At 72.0% G+C, this 16,982-nt stretch carries 14 protein-coding genes; 4 read left to right on the top strand and 10 right to left on the bottom strand.

Going from position 1 to position 16,982, the window contains the following annotated elements; all coding sequences use genetic code 11:
• Positions 1-247: 247 nt before the first annotated feature.
• The 4 genes from EV216_RS17010 to EV216_RS16995 form a co-directional block, all read right to left on the bottom strand.
• The gene (locus EV216_RS17010) at positions 248-805 is read right to left on the bottom strand and encodes a hypothetical protein (protein ID WP_132696898.1); all 558 of its coding nucleotides are present in this window, start codon (positions 803-805) and stop codon (positions 248-250) included.
• Between the two features lie 52 nt (positions 806-857).
• Entirely contained in the window at positions 858-1,850 is a 993-nt protein-coding gene (locus EV216_RS17005; protein ID WP_132696896.1) for a P1 family peptidase, read from the bottom strand.
• Between the two features lie 67 nt (positions 1,851-1,917).
• Positions 1,918-2,658 carry a glucose 1-dehydrogenase gene (locus tag EV216_RS17000; RefSeq protein WP_132696894.1) on the bottom strand — a complete coding sequence of 247 codons (741 nt, stop codon included), beginning with the start codon at positions 2,656-2,658 and terminating at the stop codon, positions 1,918-1,920.
• Positions 2,659-2,669: 11 nt separating this feature from the next.
• Positions 2,670-4,133 (bottom strand): aldehyde dehydrogenase family protein, encoded by a 1,464-nt coding sequence (locus tag EV216_RS16995; protein WP_132696892.1) that lies wholly within the window; start codon positions 4,131-4,133, stop codon positions 2,670-2,672.
• A gap of 266 nt (positions 4,134-4,399) precedes the next feature.
• Between EV216_RS16995 and EV216_RS16990 the strand changes: the two genes are divergently transcribed.
• The gene (locus EV216_RS16990; protein ID WP_132696890.1) at positions 4,400-5,605 is read left to right on the top strand and encodes a M24 family metallopeptidase; all 1,206 of its coding nucleotides are present in this window, start codon (positions 4,400-4,402) and stop codon (positions 5,603-5,605) included.
• On the opposite strand, the gene EV216_RS16985 is transcribed toward EV216_RS16990, so the two are convergent.
• A complete protein-coding gene (locus tag EV216_RS16985; RefSeq protein ID WP_165899314.1) occupies positions 5,589-6,638 on the bottom strand; it encodes an AbrB family transcriptional regulator in 1,050 nt (349 codons plus the stop codon). The two genes, EV216_RS16990 and EV216_RS16985, sit on opposite strands and share 17 nt — an antisense overlap.
• A gap of 177 nt (positions 6,639-6,815) precedes the next feature.
• On the opposite strand from EV216_RS16985, the gene EV216_RS16980 reads away from it, so the two are divergent.
• From EV216_RS16980 to mnmH, 3 genes are read left to right on the top strand one after another with little or no spacing between them, the layout of a single operon-like run.
• Positions 6,816-8,141 (top strand): UDP-glucose dehydrogenase family protein, encoded by a 1,326-nt coding sequence (locus EV216_RS16980; RefSeq protein WP_132696886.1) that lies wholly within the window; start codon positions 6,816-6,818, stop codon positions 8,139-8,141.
• A 5-nt stretch (positions 8,142-8,146) separates the two neighbouring features.
• Positions 8,147-8,962, top strand: coding sequence for a YdcF family protein (locus EV216_RS16975; protein WP_132696885.1), 816 nt, complete (start codon positions 8,147-8,149; stop codon positions 8,960-8,962).
• A gap of 28 nt (positions 8,963-8,990) precedes the next feature.
• Positions 8,991-10,052 carry a tRNA 2-selenouridine(34) synthase MnmH gene (gene mnmH, locus EV216_RS16970; RefSeq protein WP_132696883.1) on the top strand — a complete coding sequence of 354 codons (1,062 nt, stop codon included), beginning with the start codon at positions 8,991-8,993 and terminating at the stop codon, positions 10,050-10,052.
• On the opposite strand, the gene selD is transcribed toward mnmH, so the two are convergent.
• Genes selD through EV216_RS16945 form a run of 5 tightly spaced genes read right to left on the bottom strand, consistent with a single transcriptional unit; the run spans position 10,039 to position 16,931 of the window.
• Positions 10,039-12,231, bottom strand: a complete 2,193-nt coding sequence (gene selD / locus EV216_RS16965) for a selenide, water dikinase SelD (RefSeq protein WP_243642121.1) — start codon at positions 12,229-12,231, stop codon at positions 10,039-10,041. The genes mnmH and selD overlap by 14 nt on opposite strands.
• Positions 12,232-12,265: 34 nt before the next feature.
• A complete protein-coding gene (locus tag EV216_RS16960; RefSeq protein ID WP_132696879.1) occupies positions 12,266-12,823 on the bottom strand; it encodes a pyridoxamine 5'-phosphate oxidase family protein in 558 nt (185 codons plus the stop codon).
• Entirely contained in the window at positions 12,816-13,874 is a 1,059-nt protein-coding gene (locus EV216_RS16955) for a lipocalin-like domain-containing protein (protein ID WP_132696877.1), read from the bottom strand. The genes EV216_RS16960 and EV216_RS16955 overlap by 8 nt, the downstream gene beginning before the upstream one ends.
• The gene (locus EV216_RS16950; protein WP_132696875.1) at positions 13,864-16,275 is read right to left on the bottom strand and encodes an ABC transporter permease; all 2,412 of its coding nucleotides are present in this window, start codon (positions 16,273-16,275) and stop codon (positions 13,864-13,866) included. Before EV216_RS16950 ends, EV216_RS16955 begins: the two co-directional genes overlap by 11 nt.
• The gene (locus EV216_RS16945) at positions 16,275-16,931 is read right to left on the bottom strand and encodes an ABC transporter ATP-binding protein (RefSeq protein WP_132696873.1); all 657 of its coding nucleotides are present in this window, start codon (positions 16,929-16,931) and stop codon (positions 16,275-16,277) included. The genes EV216_RS16950 and EV216_RS16945 overlap by 1 nt, the downstream gene beginning before the upstream one ends.
• Between the last annotated feature and the right edge of the window lie 51 nt (positions 16,932-16,982).

Here is a 16,982-nt window from a genome sequence, read left to right as displayed (position 1 = left end):
GATACGATCGGTGCCCGGAAACGTTCTTCTCTGCGATCATGCTCGCCGCAACCGTCTTGTTCTGGCTATGATCAAGAACGAGTCCTGAGCCTAGTTGCGTGCGCCGCTCCCTTCACTCTGGCCCCTCACCCCTTGCCACCCCCACACCGGATCTTCCCCGCGGGGAGGACCCGACGCGCCAGCGGTCCCCGGTCAACGGCTCTCCCTTGCCCTCGGAATCCGGCTCCTGCACCCCGACGGGCCAATCCTACCGCCCGAAGCCTGCCAACCCGTCATAGTCGATGGCCTCCAGCACCGGCAGCATGTCCTCGCGCGGGGCGCCGCTGGCCTGCACCAGGATGCGGTTGTCCACCAGCCCCGTCAGTTCGCCCTCCTGATCGACGAAGCGCTGTCGGCCGACGCGGACGATCTCGCCTGACATGCCCATCAGCATCGGGTTGCCGAACATCGCGGCCATGGCCCCCACCATCGGGTTGTCGGCCATCACCGACAGGGTAAAGGACTTGCCCCCGCCCGCATAGGTCGCCTCGGCCCCGCTGCCGCCGCCCATGAGGGCCAGCCCCTGGTTCATCCCGGTATTGACCTCGCGGGTCCAGCCTTCGGGCGCGGGCGGCAGGAAGGCGGCCAGCCCCTCGGCCGCGACCGACTGAAGCAACTGCCTTGCATAGGCCAGTTCTTCGAGGGCGTATTTCACGTCGCCCGCCTCATAGGCCGCGATGGCGCCGTTCAGCGTGTCCACGATCTCGTCGGCCAGGGCGGGGGCGGGGGCCAGGGCAAGGCAGGCAAGGGCGATCAGGCGTTTCATCGGGCAGCTCCTCGGTTCGGTCCGCGCAAGCCTAGCACCCGGCGCGCGCGCCTCAAACCCCGCCGAACCGCGCCTGCCAGCAGGGCAGCGGATCGCCCGGCGCGGGGCGCGCGTGAAAGACCCCCCGCGCAATGGCCCGCGCCAGGCAACAGGCGGCGGCATGCCCCAGCATCAGCGCGTCGCGATCCGGATCGGCCAGCGCCCGCGCGCCCGTCGCCGCGGCAAAGACCAGATCGCCATCGAACGGCGTGTGGCTCGGCACCAGCGCGCGGGCGATGCCGTCATGCGCGGCAATCGCCAGCCGCGTCGCCTGCGCCTGGGTCAGCGCGGCATCGGTGGCGAGGATCGCGATGGTGGTGGCCTGCCCGGCGCCCAGCTTGGTCACGGGCCGCGCGGCCGGGTCATGCCGCCCCTGCCCCAGCCCGCCGAACTCGCCCCCGATCTCCCAGGGGGCCGCCCAGAATTCCGGCCCGCCCCCCATCACCGCCGAGCCGACCGCATTGACCGCCACCAGCGCGCCCACCGTGATCCCGCTGTCCAGCACGACCGAGGCCGAGCCGAGGCCGCCCTTCAGATCCGCCGTCGTCGCCCCATACCCGGCGCCCGCACTGCCCAGCGCCACATCCTCGCCCGCCGCCGCCAATGCCGCGCGCCCCAGCCGCCCATAGGTGTTCTCGGCCCAGTCCTTGTCGCCGCCATTGAGCAGGTCGAACAGGATCGCGCCGGGCACGATCGGCACGCGCTGCCCCCCCACATCGAAGCCCCGCCCCATCGCGCGCAAACCGTCGGCCACGCCCGACGCGGCCTCCAGCCCGAAGGCCGACCCCCCCGCCAGCACCAGCGCATCCACCCGCTGCACCAGCCGGTCGGGCGCCAGCAGGTCGGTCTCGCGCGTGCCCGGCGCGCCGCCCATCACATGCACCCCGGCAACAAAGGGCGCCTCCCCCACCAGCACCGAAACGCCGGTCCTGACGCGCGCATCCTCGGTCTGCCCGACCCGCAGCCCGGCGACATCGGTAATCAGGTTCCTGTGTCCCGGACGCATCCCGTCCCCCTGCTTCTTCTTGGCGAAAATACCCCGGGGGTCCGGGGGCAGCGCCCCCGGCCCGGCCTCAGATGCAGCGCCCGCCATCCACCTCCAGCGCGACGCCGGTGATCATCGCCGCCTCGTCCGAGCACAGGAAACAGGCGGCATTCCCCATGTCCTCGGGGGTCGAAAACCGACCCAGCGGGATCGTCGACAGGAACTTCGCCCGCATCTCGGGGCTGTCCTCGCCGAGGAAGCTTTTCAACAGCGGTGTTTCGCCCGCGACGGGGCAGAGCGCGTTGACCCGCAGGCCGTGGGGGGCCAGTTCGACGGCCATCGCCTTGGTCGCGGTGATCATCCAGCCCTTGGAGGCGTTGTACCAGTTCAGCCGCGGCCGGGGCGAGAGGCCGGCGGTCGAGGCGATGTTCAGGATCGCGCCTGCGCCATTGCCCTTCATGTGCGGGACCAGGTGGCGGGCGGTCAGGAAGACCGACTTGGCGTTGACCGCCAGCACGCGGTCGAATTCGTCCTCGGTGACCTCGTCCAGCGGCTTGGGCAGGTGGGTGATCCCGGCATTGTTCACAAGGATGTCGAGCCGTCCGAACGCGGCCAGCGCGGCATGGGCCATCGCGCCGACCGCGGCGTTGTCGGCCACGTCCACGGCTTGCGCGAGGCCGCCGATCTCGTCCGCGATTGCCGCGGCCGCGCCCATGTCGATATCGGCGACCATGACCCGCGCGCCTTCGGCCGCGAACCTGCGCGCGATGCCCGCGCCGAAGCCCGAGCCGCCCCCCGTGACGATCGCGGTCTTTCCGTCCAGTCGCATCCCGTCCTCCCTCAGCCGTGGCGTGCGGCGACCGTCTTGACCGTCGAGAACCCGTAAAGCGCCTCGAAGCCCTTTTCGCGGCCATGGCCGGACAGGCCGGTGCCGCCGAAGGGCAGTTCGACGCCGCCGCCCGCGCCGTAATTGTTCACGAAGACCTGCCCGGCCCGCAAGGCGCGTGCCAGCCGCATCTGCCGGGCGCCGTCGCGCGACCAGATCGCGGCGACAAGGCCGTAGGCGGTGCCGTTGGCGATGGCTGTGGCCTCGTCCTCGTCCTCGAAGGGGATCAGCGCCTGAACGGGGCCGAAGATCTCGTCCTGCGCCAGGCGGTGGGCGGGCGGCACATTCGCCAGCAGGCGCGGGGCGACATAGTGGCCGCCCGCGGGCGCGGTGCCGAGGATCGTGCCTTCGGCGGCGGTTTCGAGATCCGCGCCCTCGGCCAGGAAGCCCTGGACGATCTGCTTCTGGCGGGCCGAGATCAGCGGGCCGAGGTCGAGATTGTCGAGCGCCGGGCCGACCTTCAGCGCGCGGTAGCGTTCGGCCATCCGGGCGAGGACCGCGTCATAGACGGGCCGCTGGACCAGGATGCGCGAGGCGGCCGAACAGGTCTGGCCCGCGTTCTGGATGCCCGCATTGACGAGGAAGGGCAGCGCGGCGTCGAGATCGGCATCGGCAAAGACCAGCTGCGGCGACTTGCCCCCCAGTTCCAGCGTGACCGGCACGACGTTCCGCGCGGCGGCCGCCTGCACCAGCCGCCCGACATTCAAGGACCCCGTGAACGAGATGTGGTTGACGCCCGGATGGCCCGCCAGCGCCGCGCCCGCCTCTTCGCCGAGGCCGGGGACGACGTTCAGCGCGCCGGGCGGCAGGCCGGCCTCTTCGGCGAGGCGGGCGAAGGCCAGCGCGGTCAGGCAGGCCTCCTCGGCGGGTTTGAGCACCACGGCATTGCCCATCGCCAGCGCCGCCCCGACCGAGCGGCCGATGATCTGCATCGGGTAGTTCCAGGGGATGATGTGGGCGGTCACGCCATGCGGTTCTCGGAGCGTGTAGACGGTGTAGCCCTCCAGATAGGGGATGGTCTGGCCCATCACCTTGTCGGCGGCGCCGGCGTAGAATTCCATGTAGCGCGCGAGCGCCAGCGCGTCGGCGCGGGCCTGGGCGAGCGGCTTGCCGACATCGGTCGCCTCGATCCCCGCCAGTTCGTCGGCGCGGCCGCGCACGAACTGGCCGATCCTTGCCAGCACCCGGCCGCGTTCGGCCGCCGTCGCCCGGCCCCAGGCGCCGCGGCGGGCGTCCTGCGCGGCGATCACGGCGGCGTCGATATCGGCCGCCTGCCCCCGTGCGATGCGGCCGATTTCCGCGCCGGTCGAGGGATCCTCGATGGGCAGGGTCTCGCCGCCCCGGGGCGGGGTCCAGTGCCCGGCGATGACGCAGCGGTCGGTGGGAAACCAGAGGTCGCGGAGGAGGTCGTTTGTCATGCGGGCACCTTCAGGTCCGGCGCGGCGGCCATCGGATCCTTGGTACAGCGATGTCCCGGCGCGCGCAGCCCCTTTTCGGCCGGTCCGCGCCGCCGGATCTGCGCGCTTGCCCGGGCGCGCGGCACGCGGCATAGTCCGTCCGGGCCGCGTGGCGATGGCGTCGCCGCAGGGGCTTTGCCCCCATGGCCCGGGCCGCGTGCCCCGTTTCCTGAACGCCGGGACCCCACTTGGCCCGGCAGCCCCGGGCCGACCGCTCGGAGGTTTCGATGACCCGACCCGACTTTTTCCGCTTTCACAATGGCGACAAGGTGGCCCTGCCCTTTTCGCAGGACGAATACGACACCCGCCTGATGGGCCTGCGCTCCGCGATGGATGCGACCGGCGCCGAGGTGGCGGTGCTGACCTCGATGCAGAACATCGCCTATTACTCGGGCTTTCTCTATTGCTCGTTCGGTCGGCCCTATGGGCTGGTCGTGACCGCCTCGGACGCGGTGACGATCAGCGCAGGCATCGACGCGGGCCAGCCCTGGCGGCGCTGCGCCACCGACAACCTGACTTATACCGACTGGGCGCGGGACAATTTCTGGCGCGCGGTGGCGCATGTGGCGGGCACCGGCCGCGCGGTGGGGCATGAGGGCGACCACCTGACGCTGGGGCAGAAGGGCAAGCTGGATGCCTTCCTGTGCCCGCGCGAGAGCGTGGACCTTGCCCCGGCCACGATGCAGCAGCGGATGCGCAAGAGCCCGGCCGAGATCGCGCTGATCCGCGCGGGCGCGGCCGTGGCGGATGTGGGCGGTTACGCGATCCACGAGGCGGTGCGCGAGGGCACGCGGGAAATCGACGTGGCGATGGCGGGGCGCGACGCGATGGAACTGGAAATCGCGCGGCGGTTTCCCGACGCCGAGTATCGCGATACCTGGGTGTGGTTCCAGTCGGGGCTGAACACCGATGGCGCGCATAACCCGGTGACGGCGCGGCGGTTGCGGCGGGGCGATATCCTGTCGCTGAACACCTTTCCGATGATCTCGGGCTATTACACGGCGCTGGAACGGACGATGTTCGTGGGCGAGGTGGATGCCGCCAGCCTGGAGATCTGGCAGGCCAATGTCGCCGCGCATGAATATGGCATGTCGCTGCTGAAACCCGGCACCAGTTGCGCCGAGGTGACCCATGCGATCAATGCCTTCCTCGAAGACCGGGGCCTGTTGCAGTATCGCAGCTTCGGCTATGGCCATTCCTTCGGCGTGCTGTCGCATTACTATGGCCGCGAGGCCGGGCTGGAACTGCGCGAGGATATCGACACGGTGCTGGAGCCCGGCATGGTGATCTCGATGGAGCCGATGCTGACGATCCCGCAAGGTAAGCCCGGCGCGGGCGGCTATCGCGAGCATGACATCCTGATCGTCACCGAGGACGGCGCCGAGAACATCACGGGCTATCCCTATGGCCCCGCGTTCAACGTGGTGGGCTGACATCGCGCCCGGCCGTCGCCCCGATCCGGGCGACGGCCAGCGGCAGCGCCACGGTCAGCACCAGCAGCCGGAACACATGATGCGCCGCGACAAAGGCCGGGTCCGCGCCCAGCAGGAGCGACATGGCCATCATCGTTTCCAGCCCGCCGGGGGCAAAGGCGATCAGCGCGGTCAGCATCGGCAGGTCGAGCAGCACCGCCACCAGCGCCGCGGCGGCCAGCGAGAGAAGGGCGGCGAACAGGGTCAGCAGGCCGGAGGCGCCCAGCGCCTGCCAGACCATGCGCGGCGTGACGCCCGCAAACCGCGTGCCGATCAGCGTGCCCATCACCGTGAAGGCCGGGATCGCCAGCCATGCGGGCACCGCACCCGACACGACCCCGCTGGCATGGCCCAGCGCAGAGACCGCCATGCCCCCGAACAGCAGCGCCGCGGGCACCCGAAGCCTGCGGAACAGCAGCCCCGCCAGAACGGCCAGCCCGACCACCAGCCCCAGCACCGGCAGCGGCATCGCCTCGGGGCCGGGCGGCAGCACGGGCAGGGCGCCGCCGCCGATCAGCGGCGCGGCGAAGGGCACGATCAGGGTCAGCGCCAGGACCCGGATGGTCTGGATCAGCGTCACCCGCGGCAGGTCGGCGCGGACATCCGAGGACAGGCTGAGCACGAAGCTGAGATGCCCCGGCGTCGCGGCCAGAAGCGCGCTCATCCGGTCGAAGCCAAACCGCCAGACCAGCAGCCGCGCGCCCAGCGCCATGATCGCGAGCACCGTGAGGGCCAGCAAGGCTAGGCTGAGTGGCCAGCGCGCGGCGGTCGCCACCGCCTCGGGCGTGACGCCTGCGCCGATATTCAGCCCGATCAGCAGGAAGCAGCCATCGCGCAGCCAGACGGGCAGCGCGACCGGCGCCCCGGCCAGCGCCAGCAGCGTCACGCAGAGCGCGGGCCCGGTCAGGAAGGGCGCGGGCACGCCCAGCAGGGCGGCCAGCGCCGCACCCGCGGCGCCGGTGGCAAGGGTCAGGAACGCGGGCAGCATGGGCATCCGGGGCAAGGGGGTTTCGAGAGGGCCATGAACCGCGGCAGGCGCGCGAATGTCAATTCGCTGCCGCAGCCTCGTCACAGCGGCCTGGCAGATCGGCGCGGATCGGCAAAGGCGAGTTGACTTGGCCGCCCTGCTGTCGCATCGGCTTGGCCGAACCCCAGGGCAGGGAGATTTGAGATGAAGATCGCGATGATCGGCACGGGCTATGTGGGCCTTGTGTCGGGGGTGTGTTTCTCCGATTTCGGGCATGAGGTCGTCTGCGTGGACAAGGATCCGCGCAAGATCGAGATGCTGAACCGCGGCGAGGTGCCGATCTACGAGCCCGGCCTTGATACCGTGATGGCGCGCAACGTGGCGGCGGGGCGGCTGACCTTTACCGGCGATCTGGCGGCGGCGGTGGACGGGGCGGATGCGGTCTTCATCGCGGTCGGCACGCCGACGCGGCGCGGCGATGGCCATGCGGACCTGACCTATGTGATGGCCGCGGCCGAGGAGATCGGGCGCGCGCTGACCGGCTATGCCGTGATCGTCACCAAATCGACCGTGCCCGTGGGCACCAACCGGCAGGTCGCGGCCGCGGTGCGGGCGGCCAATCCGGCGGCCGAGTTCGATGTCGCCTCGAACCCCGAATTCCTGCGCGAGGGGGCGGCGATCGACGATTTCATGCGGCCCGACCGGGTGGTGGTCGGCATCGAGACCGAGCGCGCCCGGGAGGTGATGGCCGATATCTACCGCCCGCTGTTCCTGCGCGAATTTCCCGTCGTCTATACCGATCTCGAATCGGCCGAGATGATAAAGTATGCTGCGAACGCCTTTCTCGCGACCAAGATCACCTTCATCAACGAGATGGCGATGCTGTGCGAGAAGGTCGGCGCCGACATCAAGGCGGTGTCCAAGGGCATGGGGCTGGATGGCCGGATCGGAAACAAGTTCCTGCATGCAGGCCCCGGCTATGGCGGGTCGTGCTTTCCCAAGGATACGCAGGCGCTGGCCCGGATCGGGCAGGATTTCGCCTCGCCCTGCGCGATCACCGAGACGGTCATCGCGGTCAATGACCGGGTCAAGCGGCGGATGATCGACAAGGTGGTGGACCTGTGCGGCGGGTCCGTGAACGGCAAGACGATCCTGGTGCTGGGCGTCACCTTCAAGCCCAATACCGACGACATGCGCGACGCGCCCGCGCTGACCATCGTGCCCGCGCTGGTGGGCGGCGGTGCCAGGGTGCGCGTGGTCGATCCGCAGGGCCGACGCGAGGGCGAGGCGCTGCTGCCCGGCGTCACCTGGGCCGAGGATCCCTATGCCGCGGCCGAAGGGGCCGATGCGCTGGTGATCCTGACCGAGTGGAACGAGTTCCGCGGGCTTGACCTGGGCCAGATGGCGCAGCGGATGGCGCATGCAAGGATGGCCGATCTGCGCAATGTCTACCCGCCCGAGGATGTGCGCGAGGCGGGATTCGAGGCCCATGTCGCGGTCGGCCGCAAGGGCTTCGGGCTCGAGGGCTGAGGGGGATGGGCCAGAGCCTGCCGGACGATCTGTTCTTCTTCGCCTCGAAGATCGTCTGGGGGCTTCTGCGCGCGGACTCGGTGCTGCTGATCCTGCTGGCGGCGGGGCTTTGGGCGCTGTGGGCGGGACGGCCCGAGCTTGGCCGCGGGCTGGTGACGGCCGTGGCGCTGGGCGGGGCGGTGATCGCGCTGAGCCCGCTGTCCAACGCGCTGCTGCGCGGGATCGAAGGCCGCCATCCCGTGCCGGAGGTGGCCGGGCCGGTGGCGGGGCTCGTGATCCTTGGCGGCGCTGAGGATCCGGCGGGCACGCTGGCCTGGGGGCCGCCCTCGCTGAACGAGGGGGGCGAGCGGTTCTTCGCCGCGCTGGAACTGGCGCGGCTGCATCCCGAGGCTGTGGTGCTGTTCACCGGGGGCAGCGGGCGGCTTGGCGGATCGGACCTGCCCGAGGCCGAGGTCGCGCGGCGCGTGCTGACCGGGGCGGGGCTGGATCCCGCGCGGCTGATCCTGGAAGGCGCCTCGCGCAACACGGCCGAGAATGCGCGGCTGGGCCGGGCGTTGGCGCCGGACCGTCCGGGGCAATGGCTGCTGGTGACGAGCGCCTTTCACATGCCGCGCGCGGTGGAAAGCTTCTGCGCGGCGGGCTGGCGCGAATTGACGCCCTATCCGGTCGATTTCCGCAGCCGTCCGGGCGCGGGGCTGCGCTGGGCACCGGCCGAAAGCCTGCTGGACTTCAACATTGCGCTGCACGAATATCTGGGCCTTGCCGCCTATCGCGCCACCGGCCGGGCGGCGACGCCCGCGGGGTGCCTGGTGCGGCCCTGACCCTTTCCCCGCCGCATCGAAGGGCGCCATGCCGCTGACGCTGTCCGCATTGTCCGATCTTGCCACGCTCGATATCGACGAGATCATCGACGTGCGGTCCCCCGCCGAATATGCCGAGGACCATATCCCCGGCGCGATCTCGCTGCCCGTGCTGTCGAACGAGGAACGCGCGCGCGTCGGCACGATCTACACGCAGCAAAGCCCGTTCGCGGCGCGCAGGATCGGCGCGGCGCTGGTCGCGCGCAACGCGGCCCATCACATCGAGACGGCGCTGGCCGACCGGCCCAAGGGCTGGCGCCCGCTGGTCTATTGCTGGCGCGGCGGGCAGCGGTCGGGCAGTTTCGCGCTGATCCTGCGCCAGATCGGCTGGCGGGCCGAGACGATCGAGGGCGGCTGGCGCAGTTTCCGGCGGCTGGTGCAGGGGGCGCTCTACGATGCGCCCTGGCCTGCGCCGGTGGTGGTGCTGGACGGCAATACCGGCACCGCCAAGACCGAGTTCCTGGGGCTGCTGGCCGCAGCCGGGGTGCAGGTGATCGACCTGGAGGGGCTGGCGAACCATCGCGGCTCGCTGTTCGGGGCGATGGCGGGCGGGCAGCCCGCGCAGAAGGCGTTCGAGACGGCGCTGGCGATGGCGCGGGATGGGCTGGACCCGGCGCGCCCGGTGGTGGTCGAGGCGGAATCGAGCCGGATCGGGCGGCTGAACCTGCCGCCCGCCCTGTGGGAGGCGATGCGGGCCGCGCCCCGGATCGAGCTTTCGGCGGCGCTGGAGCTGCGCGCGGGCTATCTTGCGCGGCGCTACCGCGACCTGACTGCCGATCCCGCGCGGCTGATGGCGACCGTCGCGGCGCTGTCCGCCCGCCACCCGCGCGAGCGGATCGAGGCCTGGGGGGCGCTGGCCGAGGCGGGGGCGTTCGAGGCGCTGGCCGCCGGGCTGATGGCAGAGCATTACGATCCGCTTTACGCGCTCCAGCGTGCCCGGTTCGAGGATCGGCCGCTGCACCGGGTCCGGCTGGACCGGCTGGACGCGGACGGGCTGGCGGCGGCGCTGCCGCAGGTCGTGGCGGCGGTCGCGGCGCTCAGCCCAGGCTGATCCGCGGCGCGCCCGCGGTGACGGTGCCGATCCGCGCCGCCCCCGCGCCCAGCGCATCCAGCAACCCGGCGGCCGCGGCCTCGGGCAGCGCGGCCAGAAGCCCGCCCGCGGTCTGCGGATCGAACAGCAGGGCCGTGCGCGGGTCGGCCGGGTCCGCCCCCTCGATGCCCGAGGCCAGCGCGGCATTCTGCGGGTAGAGCGTCGAGCGGATGCCGAGGGCCGAGAGCCGCAGCGCCCCCGCCATAAGGGGCAGGGCGTCCAGATCCAGCGCCGCCCCCACGCCCGAGGCGCGCAGCATCGACAGGAGGTGCCCGGCCAGGCCGTAGCCGGTGACATCGGTCATCGCATGGGCCGGGTCGGCCAGCCGGGCGGCGGCCTGGCCCTGCCCCTGCTGCATCATCTCCAGCGCGGCCAGAAGCTCCGGCCCCGTGGCCTTGCCCTGCATCGCGGCGGCAAGGATGGTGCCGGAGCCGAGGGGTTTCGTCAGGATCAGCGCGTCGCCCGGCTGCGCGCCGTCAAGGCCCAGCGGCCTGCCCGCGACCAGCCCGGTCAGCGCGAAGCCGATCGTCAGGTCGGCCCCGGTCGAGCTGTGCCCGCCGGCCAGGTCGGCGCCCGCGGCGCGCAGCACCTCCTGCGCACCGGCGAGGATCTCGCGCAGCGTTGCCGCCTGCATCGGCTCGGCCATGCGCGGCAGGATCACGGTTGCAAGGGCGGCCTGCGGGCTGGCGCCCATCGCCCAGATATCGCCCAGCGCGTGGGTCGCGGCGATGCGCGCCATCACATGGGGGTCTTCGGTCACGGCGCGCAGATGGTCGGTGGTGAAGACCTGCGCCCCCGCGCCATGGGCCAGGATCGCCGCATCGTCGCCCGCCCCGCGCAGCACGTCCGGCCGGGCGGGCGGGGCGAGATCGGCAAGGGCCTGGGCCAGCGCCGCCGCGCCGGGCTTGGCCGCGCAGCCGCCGCAGGGCGGTTGCCCCCCGACAAGGTCGGCGACACCCAGCGCCGCGCCGCGCGGGATGCGGGGGGGCTGTCCCATGGGCGGCAGGTGATGGAAACGGCGCATGAACTTGCGGTCGATATGGTCCTTCCAGCGCCAGACCCAGCCGCCCTCGATCCGGGCATCCAGCCGGTCGGCGGCGGCGCGCTTGCCGCCCATCGAGATCAGCTTGAGGTAATCCTTCTGCGGGTGATAGGGCCCTGGCCGTCCGCCCGTCGCGGCCGCGCGCAGGTTCGCCAGCAGGACCGGGGCCTGCCGCACCGCGTAGACCCCGGCCTTGGGGCGCGGCGCATGCGCAAGATGCGCGCAGTCGCCGACCGCGAAGATCGCCGGGTCGGTGACAGACCGCAGGAACCGGTCGACCGTCACGAAGCCGTCGGTCAGATCCAGCCCGGTCGCGGCCAGCCAGCCCTGCGGCCGCGCCCCCGCCGCCCCGATCACGAGATGCGCGGGGATGGTGTCGCCGCCCTGAAGAACGACGCCCTCGGCCGCGATCCTTGCGACGGGGGCGCCGGTGCGCAGGTTCACCCCCTGCCCCGCGATCTGGTCCATCAGCGCGGCCCGGGCGCCCGGGCGCACGTCGCGCAGCACATCCGGGGCCGCGTCGATCAGCGTGACCTGCGGCGCAAGCCCGGCCTGTGCCAGCCGGTGGCGCGCGGCCAGCGCCAGTTCAACCCCCGCGACGCCCGCGCCGATCACCGCGACCAGCGGCGCCACCTCGCCCGCCCGCGCGCGGGCGACGAACCGCTCCCACGCCTCGGCGAAGGCGCCCAGCGGTTTCGCGGGCACCGCATGCGCGGCAAAGCCGGGCAGGTCGGGCAGGTCCGAGGTGATGCCGATGTCGATGGAGGCAAGGTCATAGCGGATCGGCGGGCGGCCGGGCACATGGATCAGGCGGGCGGCGCGGTCGATCCCCTCGGCGCGGCCGATCACCAGCCGCGCGCCCGCATGCGCCGCCAGCGGCACAAGGTCGATTTCCAGCTGCGCGCGCGTGTAATGGCCCGCGATCAGCCCCGGCAGCATCCCCGAATAGGGAGCCGTGGGGCCGGGATTGATCAGCGTCAGCCGCACGCCCGGCACGGGGGCCATGCCCCAGGCGCGGGCGACCAGCGCGTGGGCATGCCCGCCGCCGATCAGCACGAGGTCGCGGGTCAGCGGCAGGGGGGCGGTCATCGGGGCCATGGGGGCGGGCTCGTCCGTCGGGAGTTGCGGGGGGTCAGGGCGCGCACCAGCGGCCCTGCCAGCCTTCGGCGGCGCGGAACAGGGTGCGGCGATGGCCGAGCGTGGCCAGGTGCAGCGTCTCGATCTCGGACAGCGCCCCGCGCAGCACGCAGAAGGCATGCGCGGCGGGGTCGGCGATATGGTCGCCCGGCTCGGGGATCGGCGTTCCGGGCGCGGGGCGGCCGCCATAAAGCGCGCGCGCCGCACCGGGCAGGGCATGCCACAGGGGCGCGACCGCCTCGCCCGCCAGCACCTCGAACCGGGCGCGCAGGCGGATCTGAAGCCGCTGCGCCGGGTCCCAGACCAGCAGGCTTGCCCGCGGCTCGGCCACCAGTTCGCCGACCTTGGCCGAGCGGCGGTCGGCATAGATTTCCACCCGCGCGCCGTCGCGGTCGGCCCCGCGCAGGACCACCATCCGCGCCTCGCCGCCCGACCGCCCGGCGGTGGCCAGGACCGGATGGCGGGCCGGCGCGTCGCGGTCGGACGCCCCGCGCGCAAGCTGCGCCCAGACGGCATCGAGCGTGCCGGACAGCGTCGTGAGGGTATCAGTCATGGCCCGTCATCTCCAGGTAACCGCGGCCCGGATGGCTGCCGGTGATCCGCACCGGGCCTTCCCAATAGGCGACGGTGGTGTCCATCCAGGCGGCCTCGTTCAGCGCGTCGATGATGACATCGAGGCCGCGTTCGGGCAACGCGATGCGCCAGCGCACGGGGATCGTGCGGCCCGCGATCCGGGTCGTGGCGCGCGGCTCGAATGTCACCGAACCGGGGGCAAGCGGCGTGGCGCTGCCATCGGCGGCGATCCAGGTGCCGGTGGTGTAATCGCCCCCGGTGCCGCGCAACTGAAAGGCCATCAGCCTGTCGCCACCGTCGAAATGCAGCGAGACCCAGTCCCAGCCCTGCTGGTCGGAGGCCAGCGGCTGGCTGGACCATTCCCGGTCGAGCCAGGCATTGCCCGTGACCTCGACCGGGCCATCCGGCAGGGTCAGCGTGCCCAAGACGCGGTAGAAGGGCTGCGAATAGTAGTAGCTGGCATTGCCCAGATCGGATTTCACCGAATAGCCGCGCTCGCCATGCAGCACCAGCGGCCCCTCGGCCGCCAGCGTCAGGGCATAGGCGAAATCGCTGCCCGCCGCATTCAGCCGCAGCGCCGAGAGCGGATCGGCGTCGGGTGCGGCCGTGCTCTCCATCCGCCATTCGTCGATCCAGGCGGCGAAGGGGGTGGCGGTGACGCCCGCCTGCCCGGTGCCGCCGCGGCCCAGCCTCTCGGCATGGAAATGGCGCTCTGCCGTGGTCAGCCCGGCATGGCCCATCCAGACCTGCGCATTCTGCCAGCCCGCACCCGGATTGCCGGGGGCCAGCGCGTTGCGAAAGAGCGTCCACTGGATGCCGTAATCCTGCCCGTCCGCGCCGGTCAGGTTGGCGGTCAGATACCACCATTCGATGCGGAAATCGGGATGCGCGCCGTGATCGCGCGGAAAGTCCAGCGCCGCGCCGCGCTGCGGCAGGGTATAGCCGTCGGCGGTCTGGCCAAGCCCGGCAAAGCCCTGGGCCAATACGGGCAAAGGCAGGAAAACTGCAAGGATCAGGACCCTAACGTTCATCGGCGAAGACCTTGACCAGGGTGGCAGGTTCGATTCGTGCAAGCCGCCAGGCGGGCCAGGCGGCTGCCAGCCCGCCCGCCGCCAGCGCCAGCGCGCCCAGCCAAAGCCAGTCGGCCGGGAAGACGAACATCGGCAGCCGCCAGCCGAAGGCCGCGACATTGACCACGGCCAGCAGCACCCAGGCCAGGATCAGCCCGACCGGAATTGCCAGCGCCATGGTCAGCGCCGCCAGCAGCATCGCGCGCAGCACTTCCAGCCGCGCCAGCGCGGTGCGCGTCAGCCCCAGCGCCCAGACCGGGGCCAGTTGCGGCAGGCGCATTGCGGCCAGCGTCAGAAGGCTGGTGAACATGGCAAATCCGGCGACGCCCATGGTCAGCACGTTCAGCGCGGCGGTGACGGCAAAGGTGCGCTCGAAGATCCGCAGCGACAGATCCTTGACCGCCCTCTGGTCGATCATGCTGTCTTCGGGCAGGCCGAATTCCTGCACCAGGGCGCGGCGCAGTTCGGGCACGGCGGCGGGATCGGTGCGGATGGCGTAGCGGCGGCGGTCGAGATCGGGGAATTGCGCCACCAGATCGGCGATGCCGATGATGACCTGCCCGCGCGGGTTGCCGTAATCGGAATAGACGCCGACCAGCGGGCGGATCGCGCCGCCCGGCAGGGGCACCGGATCGCCAATGCGCAGCCCGGCGCGGCGCCAGAGCTGTTCGTTGACGATGGCGCCCTCGGCCCGGGCGAGTCGCGCCCAGACATCCGCCTCGCCCAGCAGCATCGGCCAGTTGTCGGAATAGGTGCGGTGATCGGCGACGCCGTAGATCTCGGCGCTCTGGCCGAAGACCGGCCCCTCGACACGCCAGATCGGCAAGAGCGCGTCGCTGCGCGGCGTGAGCCAGTCGCGCAGGCGGGTCGCCTCCTCCTCGCTGCGGGCGGTGACGTAGAGTTCCGAGGGCAGGCGCTGGTCCAGCCATTCGGTGAAGGTCAGCCGGAAGCTTGCGACCATCGTGCCCACGCCGATATTGGCCGACAGCGCCAGCATCAGCGCCATCAGCGCCAGCGACAGGCCGGGCAATTGCTGGCGCGTATCGGCCCAGAACCATTGCGCCAGCACGCCCCGGGCCAGCCGTTCCGCCGCCCCCAGCGCCAGCGCCAGCGCGCCGGGCAGCGCCAGCGCCGCGGCCAGCAGCAGCGCGCCCAGCAGCACGAAGCCGCCGACCACGCCCTGCCCGTAGACGCCAGCGATCACCGCCACCACGGCCAGCAGCGCGGCCAGACCGCCCAGCGCCGCAAAACCGCGGGCCGAGGCGCGCGCCCAGGCCCGCGGCTGGGCCGAGGCCAGAAGCGGCATGCGCCAGAGCCGCCACAGGCTTTGCGCCGCCGCCACGCCCGCGCCGATCAGCGCGATGGCCAGCCCGCCCAGCCACCATTCCGGGCGCAGCGACAGGCTGCCCGAGACGGTCGCGCCGTAAAGCCCGCGCAGGGTGGCGGCCACGTCGGGCAAGAGTGCTGCGGCGATGCCGTAACCAAGCGCGACGCCGACGATCCCCGCGACCAGCGCCAGCAGCATCACCTCGGCCGCCAGCAGGCCGACCAGCGTGCGCAGCGGCAGGCCCAGCGCGCGCAGCGTGCGGAACATCGCGCGGCGCTGTTCGAAGGCCAGCCCGATCGCGGCATGGACGATGAAGAGCCCCACCGCGAAGGACAGGAAGCCGAAAGCGGTCAGGTTCAGGTGAAAACTGCCCGTCAGTTGCGCCACATCGGCCGTTTCCTGCGGGGCGAGGCGGTCGAGGCCGGGGGCCACCGCCTCCAGCGGCGCGCGGCCCAGCGGCTGATCCGGGGCCAGCAGCAGCCGCGAGATCTGGCCCTCGGCCCGCAGCAGGGTCTGGGCGATGCCGATATCGGCGATCAGGATGCCCGGCATGATGCCCTCGGCCGCGATCAGGGGCGGCATGCCCTCGGCGCCCTCAAGCTCGGCCACGGTTTCGGGCACGGCAAAGCCCCGGCCGGGCGGGGTGAAGAACCCGGCGATGTCGCCGCTTTCGCCCACGGCCTCGGGCAGCGCACCGGAGGGCATGGTGAAGGGGTCGATGCCATAGACCTGCACCGCGCGGCCCGCGCGGGCCCAGCGGCCCTCGATCAGCGGGGTGACCTGCCAGCCCGCGCGGCGCAGATCGACAAAGACCCGGTCCGGCACGCGCTGGCCATCCCTCGGCACGAGGCTTTCAAGCTGGTCCTGGCCCAGAACCTCGGCCGCGCGGTCATAGCTGGCCCGCGCCTCGGCATTGATCGCCTGCACGCCCGACCAAAGCGCGGTGGCCAGCGCCAGCCCCAGCAGCAGGCTGGCCAGTTGCAGCGGGTGGCGGCGCCAATGCGACAACAGCGCGGCAAGGGCGGTGCGGCGCATCAGGCCAGCCGCCCGCCCGACAGATGCACCCGGCGCGAGAGCCGGGCGGCCAGCCGGGGCGAATGGGTGACCATCAGAAGCCCGGCGCCGGCCTCGGCCACCAGTTCCAGCATCAGGTCGAGCACCGCATCGCCGGTCGCCTCGTCCAGATTGCCGGTGGGCTCGTCGGCCAGGATCAGCGCGGGCCTTGCGGCCAGCGTCCGGCCGATGGCGACGCGCTGCTGCTGGCCGCCTGACAATTGCTCGGGATAGCGCCGCATCAGCCCGCCAAGGCCCAGACGCTCGGCCAGCGCCGCGATCGCCGCAGGATCGTCGCGCCCCGACAGCCGGGCGTGAAAGGCAAGGTTGGCCCCGACATCGAGCGAGGGGATCAGGTTGAACTGCTGGAACACCAGCCCCACCGCCTGACGGCGCAGCGCCGCCAGCGTGGCATCGTCCGCCCCGGCCAGATCGCGCCCCGCGACCTCGATCCGGCCGGCATCGGCGCGGTCGAGCCCGGCGCACAGATGCAGTAGCGTGCTCTTGCCCGAGCCCGATTCCCCGGTCAGCGCGACCGTCTCGCCCGGTTCAAGCGCCAGATCGACGCCGCGCAGCACCTCGACCCGCGCGCCGCCGCTGTCATAGCCCTTGCCAAGCCCGCTGATGGATAGAAGCATTCGCACCTCCGCTGCGCCTAACTAGCGCAGGCGGATGGCGCGGACACCCCC

The sequence above is a fragment of the Rhodovulum steppense genome (assembly GCF_004339675.1).
GTDB classification, from domain to species: domain Bacteria; phylum Pseudomonadota; class Alphaproteobacteria; order Rhodobacterales; family Rhodobacteraceae; genus Rhodovulum; species Rhodovulum steppense.
This window is presented reverse-complemented; position numbering and strand designations above follow the sequence as displayed.